This is a genomic window from Clostridia bacterium, from assembly GCA_026414765.1.
Classification (GTDB): domain Bacteria; phylum Bacillota; class Clostridia; order Acetivibrionales; family DSM-27016; genus SKW86.
In genome coordinates this window covers 74,126-93,128 of record JAOAIJ010000043.1, presented here as the reverse complement: position 1 = coordinate 93,128, position 19,003 = coordinate 74,126, and the positions used below count along the sequence as shown (strand labels likewise).

Annotated in this window: 18 protein-coding genes; all 18 read right to left on the bottom strand. The window is 36.9% G+C overall.

The window, feature by feature from the left end:
• Positions 1–7: 7 nt before the first annotated feature.
• On the bottom strand, positions 8–841 hold the full coding sequence (locus N3I35_16655) for a hydrolase (GenBank protein ID MCX8131711.1): 834 nt from the start codon (positions 839–841) through the stop codon (positions 8–10).
• 16 nt (positions 842–857) lie between these two features.
• Entirely contained in the window at positions 858–2,582 is a 1,725-nt protein-coding gene (locus N3I35_16650; protein ID MCX8131710.1) for an FAD-binding protein, read from the bottom strand.
• Positions 2,583–2,598: 16 nt separating this feature from the next.
• Complete coding sequence (locus N3I35_16645; protein MCX8131709.1) at positions 2,599–2,832, bottom strand: 4Fe-4S binding protein; 234 nt, start codon at positions 2,830–2,832, stop codon at positions 2,599–2,601.
• Positions 2,833–2,872: 40 nt separating this feature from the next.
• Positions 2,873–4,906: a non-ribosomal peptide synthetase gene (locus N3I35_16640; GenBank protein MCX8131708.1), complete on the bottom strand. Its 2,034-nt coding sequence runs from the start codon at positions 4,904–4,906 to the stop codon at positions 2,873–2,875.
• A 74-nt stretch (positions 4,907–4,980) separates the two neighbouring features.
• The gene (locus N3I35_16635; GenBank protein MCX8131707.1) at positions 4,981–6,681 is read right to left on the bottom strand and encodes an MFS transporter; all 1,701 of its coding nucleotides are present in this window, start codon (positions 6,679–6,681) and stop codon (positions 4,981–4,983) included.
• Between the two features lie 93 nt (positions 6,682–6,774).
• Positions 6,775–8,346 (bottom strand): aromatic amino acid ammonia-lyase, encoded by a 1,572-nt coding sequence (locus N3I35_16630; protein MCX8131706.1) that lies wholly within the window; start codon positions 8,344–8,346, stop codon positions 6,775–6,777.
• A gap of 43 nt (positions 8,347–8,389) precedes the next feature.
• Complete coding sequence (fabZ, locus tag N3I35_16625) at positions 8,390–8,833, bottom strand: 3-hydroxyacyl-ACP dehydratase FabZ (protein ID MCX8131705.1); 444 nt, start codon at positions 8,831–8,833, stop codon at positions 8,390–8,392.
• A 129-nt stretch (positions 8,834–8,962) separates the two neighbouring features.
• Positions 8,963–9,604, bottom strand: a complete 642-nt coding sequence (locus N3I35_16620) for an epoxyqueuosine reductase (GenBank protein MCX8131704.1) — start codon at positions 9,602–9,604, stop codon at positions 8,963–8,965.
• A 55-nt stretch (positions 9,605–9,659) separates the two neighbouring features.
• The gene (locus N3I35_16615) at positions 9,660–10,319 is read right to left on the bottom strand and encodes a class I SAM-dependent methyltransferase (GenBank protein MCX8131703.1); all 660 of its coding nucleotides are present in this window, start codon (positions 10,317–10,319) and stop codon (positions 9,660–9,662) included.
• Entirely contained in the window at positions 10,294–11,322 is a 1,029-nt protein-coding gene (locus N3I35_16610) for an electron transfer flavoprotein subunit alpha/FixB family protein (GenBank protein MCX8131702.1), read from the bottom strand. The genes N3I35_16615 and N3I35_16610 overlap by 26 nt, the downstream gene beginning before the upstream one ends.
• A complete protein-coding gene (locus N3I35_16605) occupies positions 11,306–12,070 on the bottom strand; it encodes a hypothetical protein (protein MCX8131701.1) in 765 nt (254 codons plus the stop codon). The genes N3I35_16610 and N3I35_16605 overlap by 17 nt, the downstream gene beginning before the upstream one ends.
• 8 nt (positions 12,071–12,078) lie before the next feature.
• On the bottom strand, positions 12,079–13,518 hold the full coding sequence (locus tag N3I35_16600) for an AMP-binding protein (protein ID MCX8131700.1): 1,440 nt from the start codon (positions 13,516–13,518) through the stop codon (positions 12,079–12,081).
• 10 nt (positions 13,519–13,528) lie between these two features.
• Positions 13,529–14,647, bottom strand: coding sequence for an acyl-CoA dehydrogenase family protein (locus N3I35_16595; GenBank protein MCX8131699.1), 1,119 nt, complete (start codon positions 14,645–14,647; stop codon positions 13,529–13,531).
• 35 nt (positions 14,648–14,682) lie between these two features.
• Entirely contained in the window at positions 14,683–15,660 is a 978-nt protein-coding gene (locus tag N3I35_16590) for a U32 family peptidase (protein MCX8131698.1), read from the bottom strand.
• Complete coding sequence (locus N3I35_16585; protein ID MCX8131697.1) at positions 15,661–16,788, bottom strand: hypothetical protein; 1,128 nt, start codon at positions 16,786–16,788, stop codon at positions 15,661–15,663. It abuts the gene before it with no gap.
• Positions 16,789–16,826: 38 nt separating this feature from the next.
• The gene (locus N3I35_16580) at positions 16,827–17,774 is read right to left on the bottom strand and encodes a hypothetical protein (protein ID MCX8131696.1); all 948 of its coding nucleotides are present in this window, start codon (positions 17,772–17,774) and stop codon (positions 16,827–16,829) included.
• Positions 17,764–18,087, bottom strand: a complete 324-nt coding sequence (locus N3I35_16575; protein MCX8131695.1) for a PEP-utilizing enzyme — start codon at positions 18,085–18,087, stop codon at positions 17,764–17,766. Before N3I35_16575 ends, N3I35_16580 begins: the two co-directional genes overlap by 11 nt.
• 63 nt (positions 18,088–18,150) lie before the next feature.
• Positions 18,151–18,990, bottom strand: coding sequence for a PHP domain-containing protein (locus N3I35_16570; protein MCX8131694.1), 840 nt, complete (start codon positions 18,988–18,990; stop codon positions 18,151–18,153).
• Positions 18,991–19,003: the final 13 nt, after the last annotated feature.

Sequence of the window (19,003 nt, the reverse complement as noted above, 5' to 3'; positions counted from 1 at the left end):
CCGGTCACTAGAGTGGTAAATTGCCGAATTCTTTATAAATATCAGGTAAAATTGATGCCAGATGAGAGAACTCTTGTACATTATTAATTGCTAGTCCCATAGGTACTTCAACCGGTATCGTAACACCTCTCGGAAGTACTAACACAGGAAAGCCTTTATTTATTCTGTATCCCAACCAGTATATTGTTCTGGATTCTACACCATATTTGGTTTCCCGGAAATTATGAATCATTATGGCCGGCATTTTACCCTTATGCTTACCCGGAATAACTTCCCTGTTTTCTATCAGGCCATAGCCGCCAATTATTGTTGCTTTAGAAGTATCCAATTCTTCTGCGATTCCTAATTCTTTATGTGTCAAGAAATGTATAACTATATCCTGAAATCCTGCTCCAATATTCTCAACTTCGAAATGTATTACACCCCGTGATTTTTCCTCTAACGGTATGCTGGGATTTGTAATTTTTTCTCTGTGCTCATCTGAAATTGCAATAGTCTGGTGACAGAAGGGATTCCAAATTTTATAGCGTAAGCCTTCCAGCGTATGCCAAGCATACCACCAATAAATCATTTCCAGGCTACAGCCGGGGAATTCATTGCTTACTGTCATATATCCTGCGCCATTTTCCAAAATGCAATATCCGGTTTCGGCTTCAATATATCCATTTTTTATTAATTCATTTAAATTTTCAGGAAGAATTGCTTTTTGGGGATCTATAGGTCCTTTATTGAGTTTCTCCATTTGTTCAATATTGGGCTGAGCCAGCTGAGTTTTATAATATTTTGCATAAGGTCTTTTTTGTTCTTCCTGTGTCATCGGAATTGGTTGTTTTTCTATCAAGAATATATCCTCCTTTCTATTCCGGTTTATACTCATAATTCTCAAATGGAACTGCCATCTCATCAATTGCCAGACTGCCATTTATGTTCTTTACTGTATACCATTTTACTTCTTTTGATTTTTCTGGATAGTCTTCTCTTAAAAACCATCCTCGGGATTCTTTTCTTGATAATGAAGTTGTAAAAAAAAGTTCTGCACAAATCAGCATGGATTCAATTTCATTGCATCCAAATAATTGATGTGCGTCCTCTGCTTTCAGTTTTGGTGTCTCCGCCTTCAATTCTTGAATGCGTTTCAAAGCAGCCAGAATTCTTTCTTCATTACGATATAAGCTATTTCCAAGAGGCTGCATTACTTTATGTATTTCTGATAGGAAGTCCATAACGTCTATAGTTCCATTTTGTGATAAAGGTTTCATAAAGCGCACATCTATTTGTTCAATCGCAATTCTGTCTATATTTCCATGATTTACAACAGAGGCATATGCTGCAGCACTTGGTCCTGCTATACGCCCTGAATATTGGGCAAATGCCAATCCACTCCCCCTGATACGTCCCGGAGGTGGCGGCACTGCGCCAGCTGCAGCGGAACCTCCATAGCATATATCTCCGGCTGCAAATAATCCCGGGATTGTAGTTGCCATATTCATATCAACCTGAAGACCAGAAAATTCACCTATCAGACCCGGAACTACTTCATCGCTGGTATGCTGGGAAAAGGCATTAAAAAACAAATTGTTCCAAAAACGATCCGCATACGGTCTGTCGTAGAAAGAATTGGATGCTAAAACTGAAGTTAAATACGGCATTAGTGGATTTGCTTCCATACGGTAATGCATAGGTCCATTGCCATCACGCGTCTGCTTATACCATTCCGCAAGCGAATTTTGGTCTACATCCGGATGCTCTCCTCTTGTATGAGGCTCTCCTACATTTTCACCTTTATCATTAAACAAAGCAAACTCAACGCCCATGTCAGACTCAAAGTTGTCAAGCGAGGTCCAGTTATAGAAAGAGCCAAATTCACAATTTCTAAACTGCGCACCTGCCCTGAAAGCTGCTGCCAAACCTTCTCCCCGCCCAGGTGACCACATAGGCATAACTCGATAATTTTGTGAACCTGTCGCAAGTATAATAGATTTTGCTTGGAACACCATTTGTTCTTCGGTATCTATATTGTATCCGACCGCGCCACTGATTCTGTCACCATCTTTAAGCAGATCAACTATTCCTGTCCTATCAATAATTTTTATACCCACTTTTGTTGCATAGCGGCACACATTCAGCATATAATCCAATTCAATAGCGACCAGAGTCCATGGGAAATGATCAGGTTCATCAAAAGTTCTTTTTCCGTCTTCATCGGTACCGGTTATCTGTGCCAACCATTTCAGAGTTTTAAAGGAGCCATCTTTGTTTTTGCATACTTTTCCACCAGACCATTTATCCAGCAATCTAACGCCTTCATCAAGGTATGCAGCATATTTTCTTAATGCATTCTGGTCATTTAAATAATCTCCTATGTGATGAACATGATATCTTACATAATCTTCCGGGTTTGAATTGCCTATCATAACCATAATTCCGGCACCCCTGTTTGCCTTTCCGGCATAACCCGATGTATACTTTTCGACAACGGTAACTTCTAATTCAGGATATGCTTCCTTTGCAGTTATTGCTGCTGAAATACCTGCCAGACTGCCACCTACCACTAATACGTCTGTCTTTGTAATTTCCGGCATGATTTTTTCTCCTTTTTTACATTTCATTAATGTTTTCACGTGGAAACAGATAACTCCCATAATCCGGTTCCACTTTAACCGCTCTCTTTGGACAGTTGATTTCACAGTATCCGCACTGTACACATTCCTTTGGATATTTTACAATTGGCTTCTTAGATGCAGCATCCCATTTTATGACATCAATAAAGCACGATTTAAAACAGATTTTGCAACCAGTGCAGAGTTCTTTATTAATGATAATCGTGTTCATTATTCCCCCTCCTTAAAGAGAATTAATTGCACCCCAAAACTTAGCTGATATTTCTTTGTATATATTCACATAGGGATTTTATATTTCTACACTTAAAAATTGTTGACATCACAATTTTAATTTTAAAGGTTTTTTCCAATTGATAGGAGAAATCCAACAGTTTGACTGAATCAAGACCATTATAAGCAAACGGGGTTTGGACGTTTATTTTCTCGGGCGCTCTGTCAGAGAGGCTGCTTACAATTAATTTAGTCTGTTTTTCAATATCTTCAATTGTTTGAAAATCTGGTACGCAGTCACCGCTAAGTGTTTCTCGCCATGAATATACTATATTCATCTTATTGTTAAGAAATTTTTTCTTAGTTGCATTTCTTATCAATTTTCCAGTTGGTGATCTTTCTATCTCCCCTGGTTTTACAAAATTAATTGAGTAAACTGGCACCTCCAAAGCCAAATAAATCTTATTTTGTATAAACTCAATGATATTTGACATATCTTTTTGTGCAATTTCGTTTTCATTGATTTCACACACTAGCAAAAGCCTTTCTTTATCTGCTATTTCTTCTACAAATGATGCACATGATGCTGTGCTAAGAGATGGATGTGAACGTCCTACCAATTCATCAATATCGTCCAAATAATAGTTCTTTCCATTGATAATAATCATTGCCTTGCAGCGGCCTGTTAAATACAATTGACCTTCATAGAAAAAACCCATATCACCCATCCTATAAAACGGGCCTTCTCCTGTGTCCGCTATATATGCACTTGATAATTCAGTTATAACCTTTTCGTAACTATTCCAGTAACCCTTTGCTACAGTATTGCTTTTTACCCAAATCTCACCTATTTCATTGGCTTTACATGATTTTTCCGTATCCGGGTTGACTATTGCAACTTTTGCCAAACTATTTACTGTACCGGCACTCACCACCTGTTTATATTCAGGCCCGTCAACAGGAGATATATCAACTATGTTTTTCTCCATTTTCTTTTTATTTAAATACTTAACAATAAGCCCGCGTCCAAAAGTTAAACTTAGTGTTTCTGTCGAACCCAAAAGATTCTTTAAAGCTTCCGGTTTGTACCCGTACCTGCCGAATTTGTTGCAGAATTTGTTATATGTATCAACACGAATTTTCTCACCAGAGTTTAGCAAAGCTGTACAACTGCTTAAATCAAGACCATTGCATTGTTCATCAGTGATTTTCTTGCAGCAAAGCTCCAGCAGAAAGTTAATTGTGCCGGAATAATCAGCTTTGTACTTTGATATAGCTTTCAACCACTTTATAGGGCTCATAACCACACTTGTGTAAGGTAATAATACTACATTGAATTTATGGCAAAGTGAATTAACTGTGGCAACATTTAGTCCAAAAGCGTTGTGTAAAGGCATCCATGTAACTAATGTCCTTTCATAAGTAATTGGCATCCACGCTTCAGTAAAAGCATCCGCACTGGTCAAGTGGTTTTTATTTGTTTGCATAACTCCTTTTGCTGTACCAGTTGACCCTGAAGTATATAGGATGCTTGCTATGGAATCTGAATTTATTTGAGGAACAGTCCACTTATTTTCGTCATAATTTTCAATTTCTTCACCCGAAATAAAATGCTTGCACCCACACAAAGTTAATCGCTTGATAATATGTTCTATGTTCGAAAGCGTGCTGTTTGTTGTTAAGACGCACTTTGCCTGCGAATCGCCAACAATATCTTCCAAAATCTTTTCAGCTTTTTCTCCTAATGGCGGAGCAACTGGTATTGCCACCACTCCAGCATATTGACAGCCAAGAAAATATAAAAATACATCTATTGAACGTTCTGAAAAAAAAACAACTCTATCACCGGCTTTACAATAATTCAGAATTTTTAGTGCAAGACGTTTTGCAAACGTGTCAATTTCAGAAAATGTGTATTTTTCTTCAATTTCTTCTCCATCAACTAAATATGTAATTGCAGCAGAATAGGGCGTTTGATTAGCTCTTTCTCTTAAAACATCGACAAAAGAATCATACTTAGAACTGAAATATTCTTCACCAACGTTAGGTATTTCTTTAAATCCTGATTCAATCATATATGCCTCCTGGTTGTACATTATTAAGTATATGATTATTATCAAAACTAGATTTTCTAGCAAGAAAAAACAAGTTACATTTCTATACTTTTCCTAGGCAGTAAGGTGATTAATATGAAAGCTATCAAAAAAACTATGGATATAAAAGCAAGCGCAAATCTGAAGGATAGATTAAATACAAGCTTACGGTTTTTGTTTGATTCATCTTTCATCACTTTCAATATCGAATCTTCCACCTTTTTTGAAATCTGATTATTGGATTTTGCTTCCTCAAGCCGCTGAAGACAGGAAATAGAGCGCTGAGTTTCATTTTCAAAAAGTCCTTTAGAAAATGAAATCTTAAAGTCATCAATAATCATTTCCTCTAATTCTCTTGGTACTCCTATAGCCTGAAATTCGGATCGAATTTGCGGAACAGCCTTTTCAGCACTTATGCCTGCCTGATTTGCCAATACACCAAAAAAGACAACCCCGACTAAAGCAACACCTATCCCGTTGCCCATCTGTGTTACAGTATTGATAATCCCCGATGCAGAGCCGACATCATCGTTTCTGACACTTCCGAGAATAATATTAGTGAGTACAGGTGCTATCAACCCTATTCCCAATCCACCTATCACCATGAGTGGTATCATATTCCACGAGCCTATTGATATCCCTTTTTTAAGTACAGTTATAATCATTCCTGCCATAGCGGCAATTAATAAGACTACTCCTGTACGAATTAACTTTCTGCCAAATTTAGTTACAAGCCTCACTGAAGTTCCGGAAATTATTATTACACTGATTGACCATGCCAAGCTGGTTAGACCTGCATTTACGGTAGAAAAGCCCATCCCAATCTGCCAATATACCCCAAATGTAAAGAAAAATGCTGATATTGCTGAAAAAATACATAAATTAACAAGAAGTCCGGCAACAAACGATTTTTGTTTGAACAAACCAACAACAACCAGAGGAGATCCTGTTTGTCGGGCGATATGTTTTTCATATAAAGCAAAGACTGCAAATATCGGAATTGATATTATTATCATCAGGAAAGACCATATGGGCCAGCCTTCTTCTCCCCCTTGAATTAACGGATAAACAAAAAGCAGTAACCCGGCTGTAACAATCACCATTCCTATTATATCCAACCGCATTGCTTTTGAAGATTTTGACTCCTCAATAAATATAATAGTACATATTAAAGTAACAATACCTATGGGTATGTTGATTAGAAAAATCGTTCTCCACCCAAGACTAAATAGATTGCCATGAATTAAAAATGCACCGATTAATGGTCCGCTTATGGTGGCTAATCCCACCACTCCCCCATATATTCCCAAAGCTATCCCTCGTTCTTTAGGGGGAAATAATATATGTATAATTGATAATACCTGGGGTATCATTAATGCTGCCATTCCCCCTTGCATCGCGCGCGCTCCGATAAGTATCACAGCATTTTGTGCACAGCCACATATAGCTGATGCTAAAATAAAACCTGCAACTCCTAATATAAAAATACGCTTACGGCCAAAAATATCTCCTAATCTGCCTCCAACTATAAGAAGAATAGATAATGAAATGGAATATGCAGCTATTACCCATTGCATCAGCGTAAGACTTGTACCTATATCTCTTTGAATCACAGGTATAGCCAAGCCTACTATCGTACTGTCTAAAAGATCCATAAATACGGCAACAAGCACAATTGCTAACGAAATCCATCGGCGTCTTTGAATTTTTAACTCGCTGCTGTGTAGAATATTATTATCGCTTTTTATATTTTCCAAATAAATTCCTCCCTACTTTTCAACTTATACATTAATTGGCAAGCATGAGCTTCTAAGTATGAAAAAGTATTTTTAGTTTTATTCAATAGAGTCTTAATCAAATAAATTGGAATTTTTAAGATAATTTGCAATAAATGTTACCTCTTCATCAAGGGCTCTATCCTCATTTACAAATTTAGAGAATTTTCTCACTTCATGGTAAACCTTCTTTGATATTGAACCAAACTGCTCTACTCCAATCAGATCCATCGCCTGAACTACAGCTAACAGATGGATAGAATATTGGAGATACAAAAGATCAATAGCTTCTGATAATTTTCTTGCTGAAATTGTTCCTAAAGATACCTTGTCTTGATTTAGTGACTCTGTCGGTCTTGAGTGAATGCTGACCGGCCCGGATATAAAGTTAATCTCCGAACACAATGCAGTTACAGTAATCTGCGCAGCTTTAAAGGCATGGAATAAACCTTTATTTTCATCATTCTCTGCAAGATTTGGTGTGAGATTTTCTGTAAGATTATTGAATTTACCATCCACTAACAATTCCACTTGCTTGTCAGACAAATCGGCAATATTGGCTAGAGCTATTCTTAGATAATCATTTGCGGCGCAGATATGTCCACCATAGAAATTCCCGCTATTATAAATTATCTCATTTTCCACATCTATGAGAGGGTTATCATTGCTTGAGTTTATTTCATTTTCTACCAAAACTTTTGTAAAATGAAGAGTATCCCTCATAACTCCATTAATCTGTGGAGAACATCTCACTGAATACCTGTCCTGGATTTTCACTTCAGTTTTTTTGTAGGTATTATGTTCGATTGTTCCAAGTCTCTCAAGTAGTTCTTCGTATCTATGCACCCTTCTTGAGTCTGAAATTACATTTGCAATATACTCAGCGCTCTGTATTTGACCTATATGATTTTTTATTTCTGAAACCCTTTTTCTATATGGAACATCATTTCCACCTATGACTTCAATAGTTGCACCTGTCAAAAAGTCTGAGATGTTTGCCAGTTTTTTTGCTTTTCTCCAATTCAGAGCTGAAATAGCTGTCATGACACTTGTACCATTCATAATGGCAAGTCCTTCTTTTGCCTGAAGCTTTATTGGCTTAATTCCTTCTTCTTCAAATGCTTCTTGAGTAGAAACAATCATACCTTTGTAATATACTTTTCTTTCTCCCATCAAACAAGCTGCAATATAGCTTAAAGGTGTAAGATCTCCTGAAGCACCGACTGAACCTAATTCAGGGATAACAGGTATAATATCGCGATTTATTAATTCCAACATTTTCTCAGCAAGAACCGGCCTAATTGCTGAGTATCCCCTTATGTTTGAATTCAACCTTACAAGTAATGATGCTTTCCCAACCTCTCGAGAAAAATTATTTCCCAAACCTATCCCGTGAAAACTAACAAGCGAATGTTGAAGCTTTTCGGATTTTTTGTGATTTATCTGGTTGTGGCATGAATCACCAAAGCCTGTAGTTACTCCATAAACGGGATAACCCCTTTTAATGTAGTCCTCAAGAAATTCTCGGCTTTCGCTTAATTTCCGCCTAAATCCATCATCATCAGATAAAGCCACTTCCAAGTTATTAACACTAACTTGGTAAACGTCTTCGATTGTTAAGGATGATCCATCAATAAAAAGTTTCATTTATTAACACCTTCCATCACTATTTTTTTCATTCAGTTGTACATTAGCCTTTAATAGCCGTATTTGCAAAAGTAAGTTTCCCCTTTGCAACAACCCTGTCATCTATCTTTGCTTCTCCTGCTACAATAAAATAATTTTCTACTGCTTTAATCATATTTATCTCCATTACCAAGGTATACCCAGGGTGAACAGGCTCTACAAATCTCATTTCGTTTACAGTACCCAATACCAGAAACTCATCTTTTTTGTATTCATCATTTTCAATACTGCTAATCATTATAGAAGCTGCCTGGGCTAATGCCTCAATAACTAAAACACCCGGCAGGATGTAATGCTGCGGAAAATGTCCCATAAAAAATATTTCATTTCCAGTAATATTCTTAATAGCTTTTATTCTCTGTCCTGGTATCATATCTAAAACCCGATCCACCATAATAATGGGAAATCTCTGCTTTAGAACCTTCTTTATTTCTTCAAACTCCATCATATTTTTTTATCCTTTACCCTATTTATTGCATATGCGATACTTGCATTAACAAAATCCAATACCCCTGTATGCCTTCAATCTTTTATCCGTGCTGTCTACAAACACACTGTCGTGTTTTACCGACTGCTTTTAATGCTTTTTTGTCCAGGGACAAAACATAAGGCATTTTAAGCATCTTGCACAATCATAAACATTCATTATTTCTTCCCTGGACATATCTGTATTCCATGCTCTCCCTGTAAAGCAATTGCAAAATTCCTGGCATTTAGTGCAGCCACCACAAAGATTATCATGGATTTGAGTTTTCTCAGAACTGATATTGATTGGTGCATTAGTTAATACTGTACAAGTACTTAAGGCACATCCATAATCTCTGGTAACTAAAAGATTATTCTTTCCTATCCATCCAATCCCGCTTAAAAGCGCAATTGTTTTGTGTGGTAACAATGAAACCATAGTGTTTTCCATATAAGCACCATTATCAGTATTGCTTTCTTCTGATTGAGAACAAGCAGAGTATCCTTTTTTCTCAATATGTTCAGCAAGCAAATCTGCAATTGCATCCGTTTCTTTTTCAAGTTTCCTAAATTCCTCTGCATCTTCACATTGATAATTATTAAATCTCCTGATATATTCTTTTGACATAGGTATCGCAAACCAAATAGCCCTTTTATATCCTCTCGATTGGACTTTGTCCATTCCTTCAATATTAACGAATCTGACTATATTTACATTATGAGATAACAGAAAATCTTGAATGACAGCTTTCATATAAAATCTGCTCCTAGGATTATTAAGTTTTATACACAATATAGTGCAAACAAAACTATTTTACACAATGATAACAAGCAACTGCACCAACCGTTTCGAACTCAACTTTCGAATAATTTTTAGCTAACATATCATAAAATTCTTGCTTTGTTTGGAATGGCGGAGTAAACAGACATCGTGGGACAAAAAAACCATCAACAAACTTATCTGTAACTTTTCTAACTTCTCGCACATAAGAACAACCAATAAAAAGGCCACCCTGCTTAAGCACTCTTAGAATTTCATTAAATGCCACATCTTTATCAGGAAATACATGAAATCCATTCATAGAAAGAACAATGTCAAATGATTCGTCTTCAAATTGCATGTTTCCTACATCACCTTGTACAAACTCCACATTATTTATTGAAGCTTCTTTAAAGACCCTTGACGCCTTTTCCAACATATATGGTGAATAGTCTACGCATGTTATTTTCGCTTTTTTAAGGCGCGAATACTTCTTCCATGTAAATAAACCGCTTCCTGCAGGAACGTCCAAAAGGCTGCCATCAAAATCATCTGACAATCCATTCAGTAAGTCAGAAGCATGTGAAAAGTCTTTGAACCCCCATGCAATTCTGCATAAAAGCTTTGCCTTCAATGATTTTGCAGAAAGAAATTCATCATAATCATCCGGATCTTGATATCCTTTAAGTACTGATTCGTTCTGATTCATAAGATTCCCCTCCATATAGTAAATAATCAAGCATATCCTCAGCATCTGCTAAAATGACTGAATAACATATTTGATGCAGTGGAGCGTTTCTATCTGTGTTAATTGAAATGATCTTTGCTGTATTTCTCATTCCTTCCATGTGTTGTAATGAACCTGATATGCCAAAAGCAATATATAGCTCAGGCGATACACATGCTCCTGACATGCCAATAAGGTCGGACCGTTCGGCCCATCCCATCTCTACTACAGGTCTGGAAGCTCCAAATCCGGCATTATGTTTTTGGGCCAGCTTTCTGAGCTTACTTACATTCTCCTTAGAGCCTAAACCCATACCAGCAGCGAATATCACATCGAACTTATCTAATTTTTTGGTGTCAGGAGTGTTTAAGATAGGAGCACTATTAATGTAGATACCTTGATTTGACGTTGTTAATGACAGTTCTATTATTTCAATTTCCGGAATTTTCCCAATATTTTTCGATATTGATATTCCTTGATAGGGTGTTGGCAGTGTAGTTGACATTTTTATTTCGCTTTTTGATATGATGTGGGCATATGTATTTCCCTCAAACGTAGGTCTTATTTGTACTATTTGGTGATCCGTATTCACATAATATTGAGAACACTCTGCAGTTAATCCTGCTTCCATTGCGGTAGCTAATTGTGCTGCTACTATCCGATTATGTTGAGAGCCGCTAAAAATCAAGTATTGTGGGGTATATTTATTAAGCAAAAGCTGCATTGCTTCAATATATGCAAAATAATTGTTAATACCATTAAGCATGCTATTGGTTGCACAGTATATTCGGGATACATTTAAAGCCTGCAAATGCTGTAGCGGAATATCTTGGGCACACCGTTCCGCTCCAAGCGATATTACTTCCAGGATAAATCTGTTATCCTTAATGACCTCCTGCAATTTATATAGCGTTGATAAAGATCTGTCACGTTCAGCATCATTTGAAAAGTTGCAGTATGCCCACACTTTACTCTTGAACATCATCCAGCCTCCCCCCTGCGCTGATTATCCGCTTCAAAAATGATTTAGCTTGGTTGATATTCTCTTGAATAAGGTCATTAGGTACTTGAGCATGAACCTTTTGTACTTTTATAATCTTAGTCGGAGATCCAGATAATCCTACCTTGTTCAAATCTATCATTAAGTGCTCATTAGACCAGCAAATAACCTTCTTTTCCCTGGCATTCAGCACATTATGTATTGAAGGAAATGGCAATTCCCATTCTCTATTTACATCAGCCACTACAAGACCATCGTAATTCTTCAGTTTGTACCGCTCAGTTATGAATTCAAATTTGTTATCGATTAATTCTACACTTTGCAGGCAGTTACAGTACCGTGCGCTTAATCTGTATGCAAGCCCGGCTGCTACTTGCCCGGTATTACTATCAATAGACTTATCGCCACACAGTATCAAGTCTATATTAATCGATTTCATTATTTGTTTTATTGCTGTTGATAAAACAAAAGTAGTAGCCAGTGTATCAGATTCCGCATATGCCTTGTCGCTGACTAAATACACAGAATCCACACCATAGCTATACAGATCCTGCATAGAGACTATTGCATTGGCTGGGCTCATACTTAAGACTATCAATTTTGAGTTCTTATTCCGCATTTTTAGAGTTACTGCCATTCCCAAAGCATTGCGGTCATTTGGACTAAATGGAAGCCGTGATTCCATATAGTCAGGTATGGATCTTATATATTTCATACAAACGATTATGTTCATTCGTGACATCACTTCCTAACAATTTTTCCTCGTGAATTTCTCTCAAACTTGTCACAAAGTATATATTCATCCGGCAACATATACTCAGGCAAGCATTTCTTTAAATAATTTACAAGTGAATCTACACAAAGATTTGGATCAGCTTCTATTGTAACTATTATTTGATCGCGTTTTTGACTTCTACCTATTTTGGCATAGCAATCTATTACGTCCGGGTACCCTCTTATATTATTTTCAATATCTCCCAATTCCACTCTGAACCCGTTGACCTTCGCCATATGGTCTTTCCGCCCATGGAATATTAATAAACCATTTTCATCAATATGAACAATATCTCCGGTGCGGTAGTACTGATTTGTTCTCTCAAGCTTGTCAGCGCCTACATATCCCGCCATAAGTGAATCACTTATTACGCATAGCTCACCCGATTCACCGGCGTTTACCTCATTACCGTCTTCATCCATCACCTTGATGTTTGCATACGGGCAACTATAACCAATTGGAATCTGCCTGTCTTGCCGGTTCCATGTCTGATTATCTACATTATAGTATGTGATGACATTTGTTTCCGTTGGTCCATATAAGTTGTATAGATTAGCCTGAGGAAGCCGGTCTTTTATTTTTTTTGCATTTTCAATAGACATGGATTCCCCTGCATATATGATAGTTCTTAAATCGTTAATTTCATATTCATCAATATGTACATCAGAAAACATATTAACAATGATATACGGTACAGAATACCAGATGGTTATTTTCTTTGAGACAATATACTTTATAAGTGAAGATGGAAAACAGGAAATAGATTTTGGCAGCAAACATAGTTTGGCACCTGCGTATACCGATGCAAAAATATCGAAAATGGAAAGGTCGAAATGAAAAGGTGCATGTGAAGATAATACATCTGTTTCTCTGACCTTAAAATATTGTGCAGCCCATGAAATAAAAGCTATCGCACTGTGCTGGGTATGGATAATTCCTTTTGGTCTGCCCGTTGAGCCCGAAGTGTAAAGTATGTATGCGATAGACTCGGGAGATGCTTTGAACCGTCTGGAAATATCTTCAGTTGATATAGCGCGCCTGTCTAACAGAATCTGTTTGCTGCACAAGCCAACAGATAAGTCATAATTCTTCTGATCGGTAATAATACACTTAATGCCAGCATCTTTTACGATATACTCCAGGCGCTCGGAAGGAAGACCTTCGTCCAGCGGAACATATGCTTTGCCTACTGATAGAATTCCGAATACAGCTATCAGAAAATCAATTGATTTATCCATCAATATTCCGATGACCTGACAATCATTTTCAGCAACAGCAGTAATATGAGCACCTAATGACAGACTGGTTTTATATAAGTCTTTATAGCAGATTTGCCCGTTTTTGTCCTCTGTAACAATTTTATCGGGATATTTTTTTGCACTGTCTTCCAGAAAAGAAAAAAGCATCTTTATCACCTCATATCATGCTCGAAATAATATTTCTCTGGATATCTGAAGTACCTGAATAAAATAAGCTACCCAAACTATCTCTTAGCTGCTGCTCATTTTGATATTCCGTCATATATCCCAATGTTCCCATATTTCTCATAGAGTCCAGGGAATTAGCAACTAGGCTCTCACTAATAAACAGCTTGGCAACAGATGACATATAATAGGTGTTTTTCTTGTCTTTAATTTGATCAGCAATTTCCTTCAAAAGTAATTTACTAGCTTCAAACCTTACAGTCATGTCGGCAATCCTGTTTGAAATTGACTGATTTTCAATTATTGACCGCCCCCCCTGCTTGCGCTGTTTACAGAAATCAACATTTTTTGTTAACTGTGCTTCCATGATACCAACTTGGAAAGCTAACAAAAGCGGGCGTTCCATGGACATTGTGTAATTAAATACCGCCATTCCCTGTCCTTTCTGGCCAAGAAGATATTGTTTCTCTACGAAACAGTTATTCATATAGAGAGATGCCATAGGCGATAGGTGCATGCCCATTTTATTGATTGCTTCACCTACACAAAATCCCGGAGTATCTTTTTCGACAATAAAGCAACTAATGGATCTGAATCCTTTAGTACCTTTTTTCCTGGCATATATGAGATATGTATCCGCATATGGAGCATTTGTTACATAGTTCTTGGAACCATTGAGAATGTATCCGTCACCGGTTTCTTCGTAGGTTGTTTCCAAGCTGAACACATCAGAACCTGCAAGGTTTTCCGAAATTGCATGTCCACCGATTTTGGCGCCGTTACAAAAGCTTTTTAGTATGGGATCCTTTAATTCGGGAACTGCAAAATGTTGTACCGGATCGATGAAGGCCCAAAGATGAACATTAACAGAAAACATTATACTCATCATTTCCAAGCCGGCTCCTATTCCATACATCAAGTCCATAATGCAGCTGACCTTGTCAGGGTTTTGAAATATTTCCGCAGTAGTCTGAAATATGCCAAAGTCTCTGCATCGTTGCCACAACTCTCTGAAATGGTTTTCATGATCAGTATACTTAACTGGTTTACGCAATTCACGTCCAAACTCTATGCCAATTTCCTTATAACTCATTTCATAATAGTTTTTCATTTATTGCTCCTTTATCTGTATTCATGATTTATGCCTCAGCAAATTATGTTATTAGATAGCACTGATGCTTTTTCATATAAGTACTTACATGCGTTGCATTCACTACAATTAAATTTACATTTTCTCTTCCTGTCGAAAAGATCGTTTAGCTCCTTGTTTGAAACATAAATATACTCGGAAAGGTTTTCATCCTGCAGGAAAACAAAATTCCCATTATATTTCTGAGTACTGTAAGCATTGATCCTATCGATCAGACATGAAATAGACACCAGTCTGCCTACTATTTTAAAATTATCTGTAATCTGATGATAACGGATCAAGTCTTCTGGTCTGATCGCATTGTTTGTTAGGCAGAGATACGGTTCTTCGAGGAATTTTCGTTTGCAGTTTGCATGATAATCATGTTCAGTGTTTGAATGAGCATAATGTGAATGATGGAATCTTCGCCATGGACAATCCCCTAAACAATGTTCATTTACCATTATGCGCATTTTGGCGTTCTTAAGAGAATGTTTCATTTCGATAAGCTTTTCTAAACGGTAATTAATATTCATTGATGGAATAATAATATCTGCTCCCATATCTTCGTAATATTTTGCCATTCTTGCTTCTGTAATTTCACATATGGTAGATACAACTGCTTCCATATGTGTTTTCTTCTTCACCAATGAAATCAGGAACGGATGACTGGCAACAATACGATCTGCACCCAGCTCTTCCAGGGTAAGCAGATAATCCTCTATCTGTGTCCACCAGCCGGTATCTGATTTATCATGTAAACCGCATGGAGCATTTAAAGCAATTTCATAATGTATACCATTTTGATGAGCTAAAGAAATACATTGGGATATCTCAGTCAAGCTATCGGCATACTGAGGGCGCCCTCCTGCGATAATATTTCGGAGACCGCCGGAGTAGACACTTTCAATATTATCCCCAGTGGCAATTATCTGCCTTAGATCATCAACTTTACCATTGAATCCTATAGATAATTTTGGTTTTAATCCGTCCATTTAAAAGCTCTCCTTAAGATTTATTATTTCTGCAATTTGTCCGGTATGTGTCCACAAGCACCAGTGAGTAGCAAAATTAAGCATAATGTGCTTGCAATTGCCTACTTCTTTATCGATAAGTTCATTATTCGACAGCATTGATATGATATCGTTTGATGCTATAATATTTGTCATGGGAAAATTTATGCTGGATAGAGAATCTATTAAGTCATATTCCAATAATTCCTTTATAGAATTAATATATCTAGAAAAATAATCTATTTCTGAAAGTTTGGCTGATATCATATTCCAAACATCTGCTGGTATGCCAAAGGGGTTTTTTGCCTGTTTGGATAAAAAATACATGAATACTTTCCCAACATTAGTTTTGCTGTCACCATCCATTAAGGATGTCAAAGCCAGTGTACTGTTCTCAAATTCGGATAGTTGCCCGGCTCCATTAATTTTGATGTAATTACCTGTCACTGCATATAATTTAGTGAACCAACCCGGGTATTGCTGGTTGAACTGAGCAAAAACCTTGAAACCTGAGCACCAGGTCAAGGCTATTGCCTGCTTACCAATGCATTCTGATTCCAGAATAGCGTTGATTTTCCCCGGTGTCTCTGAAAATGAACCGTAATTGCCACTAAATATAACAAAATTGAATTGTTCATACAGATTTCCATATAGTCTCTCCCAAATAGCGATATCCACGTTATATGCGTTATAGGCTACAATAAACGGAAGGTTTTCATTTTGTATGCCTACCATGTACTCAATTTCATCTTGAGACTTCAGTATCGCATTAGGAAATCCACTTATCCACTTTTTCGCACTGAATATCGATTGATGTTGCAGATTATCAGAGATATCAGTTGATCTAAAATCCCGTATCTGATGGTGCTGCAAGAAATTAAGACTTATATCCTGATTCTCATCTGTCTCTGTACAAATGTAGGGAATATCCAGTACATCAAGAATTTCTTTTGTACATAAATAATGAACATCACCAGTATAAAATGATCTCAGATTAATTCTATTATTTAGTATACTTGCTGGCAAACTGATGCTTTCTTTGTTGTATCTATTGCTGAAAAAGTCAGTTAAGCTTTCTAAAAAAAACTCCAAATAGTAATTTATATTCATTGTTATTCCTCGACATTCAATAGATTTATCATGGCAATTCAAAATAAAAGGTTGATTATCCTCTGATCGATTGCATTAATATCCTTAGAGATTGATATTGCAGCCAGGTCGCTGTCACATATTTGATATAAATTGACGGAATGAGATATTAGTGATAATTTATACCACAGCGTATTTATGTATGCCTGTATGTATTCGGTATCTTTCAATTGTTTATATCTCCTGTATAATTTTTGAATTCTAGATATCAGTAATAATTCCAACTCAATCAAATCATTTGACGTTGCTGGCTTTTGATCAATTACAATGGAACCAGCTTTTAAATTATCTCTAAAATTCTCACCCTTTTGATAGACGTGATTGTATAAATCGAGCTTTATATCAACTGAATTAGTGTAAAATAATTCGATAATTACACTGTCACACGGCAATAAGCAGTCCATATCACTTAATATGTCCGGCCGCAAGTTGCGGTAATGCCATACGATAAGTTTAGAGTAATCCAGAGTATAAGGACCATGTATTTCCTGTGATATTTCATAGGAGCGGAAATACATGAGTTCAGCATAAGATTTTAGTAAGGCGATTATTCTATGAACAATATCTGGAGAAACATACTTAGAAGTTTGATAACTGGAGATCACATTCTCTGATCCATAAATCATATTCCTACCTGTTGAATTTAAAATATCACTTTTTTTAAGTTTTGATAACAAACTCAATACACCGCTCACCAATGCCCTATTTTCCTCTTTGGTGCTATATTTCATTGCCTTCACAAGAATGTCAAATGACCGGAGTATGCCGGTAGGTCCAACATTTGGCATACATTCGCAATTATAGGCTTCCTTAATTGCCATATTGTAGTCAGAATAATACTGCTGCAATACATCTTTTGTCAAAATTACGTTGCGATAAGGCCAGGATGCCATCTCTCCATTTTTCCATACATCTTTTAAAGCTGCTTTAAATTCTTTAACACTCATACACATTGCCGGCACCTGCATCCAGATAAACAGTCTGTCCGTTATTGATTACTGTCTCATGCCCAACCTGAGTAATACATGGTATCCCAATTTCCATCGCAAGCAGGCATGTATGTGCCAGAACACCACCTTCCTTGATAATCACACCTCCTGCTTTCATTATGAGAAGGCAATATATCGGATCACTGTTGTCTAATAAGAGTATTGTATTTTTATTTGTGTTTTCAAGAGCTGAATCGACATCGGTAACAGCAATAACGGAGCCTACTGCAGTACCTTGGGTTACTGACTTGCCTTGGCATATCAGTTTCATATCAATCACCAACCATTTCTATTTGATTTATTCTGCTGTATACTTATAAAAAAATCAGAGTTTTCATGGATGCAAATGCATTCCGGTATTTAAAACCAATTGATCAAATAATTGATACCTCTCAAGGATCTTTACAGCCCTTGTACAATTACCAAGACTCGTTCCTGAATGACAATCCGTACCAATAGAAATTTTAAGACCGTACTTTTGTACCAATTTCCAGAATACATCCGGGAAGGTTTCGAAATAATACAGTTCTCCTGTCATGTGTTTCTGTCTGCTTACCGCTTTTTCCCCACTGTAAATGGCTGAATCACTCATGTTTTTTTTAAGTGACAACAATTTACGGAGTGTTGCTGTATCGACTGATTTTTGTCCCAATGGCTCACCTTCACACAATTCTAAAAAGATGTCCCTTTCACTCATTTCCTTAATGATATTCTCTGTGTTTCCTGAAAAATTGTGTACAAAGTTATTATGAGCCAGACCTACCGGAACTGTCAGATGTTCACATATATCAAACAGCTCCCGTATGGATTTGCCATTCAAGATGCCCCAGTGTTCGCTCTCTGTGTCAACATATTCAAATAGGATATAGTCCAGCTGGTTAAAGTCTTCTAAATCCTGCAAGGAAATGTCGAAACCATATTTCCCTGAAAAATCGACTTCCAGGCCTGTGTAAACATTTATTCCCCTGCTTGCTGCCGATTGCTTCAAAACAGAGCACTTCTTTATGTACTGATGTATATCGCCAATATAGAATTGCTGCGAATATCGTTTAGTTTTCCAATGATCGGTGATGCCTACCGCGGCAACATTACTGTTCTCACAAAGTTCTATGAGGTTATCCATCTCAATCCGGCCATCCGACTTGGTAGTATGGACATGCATATCGATTTTCATAGTTAATAGCCCC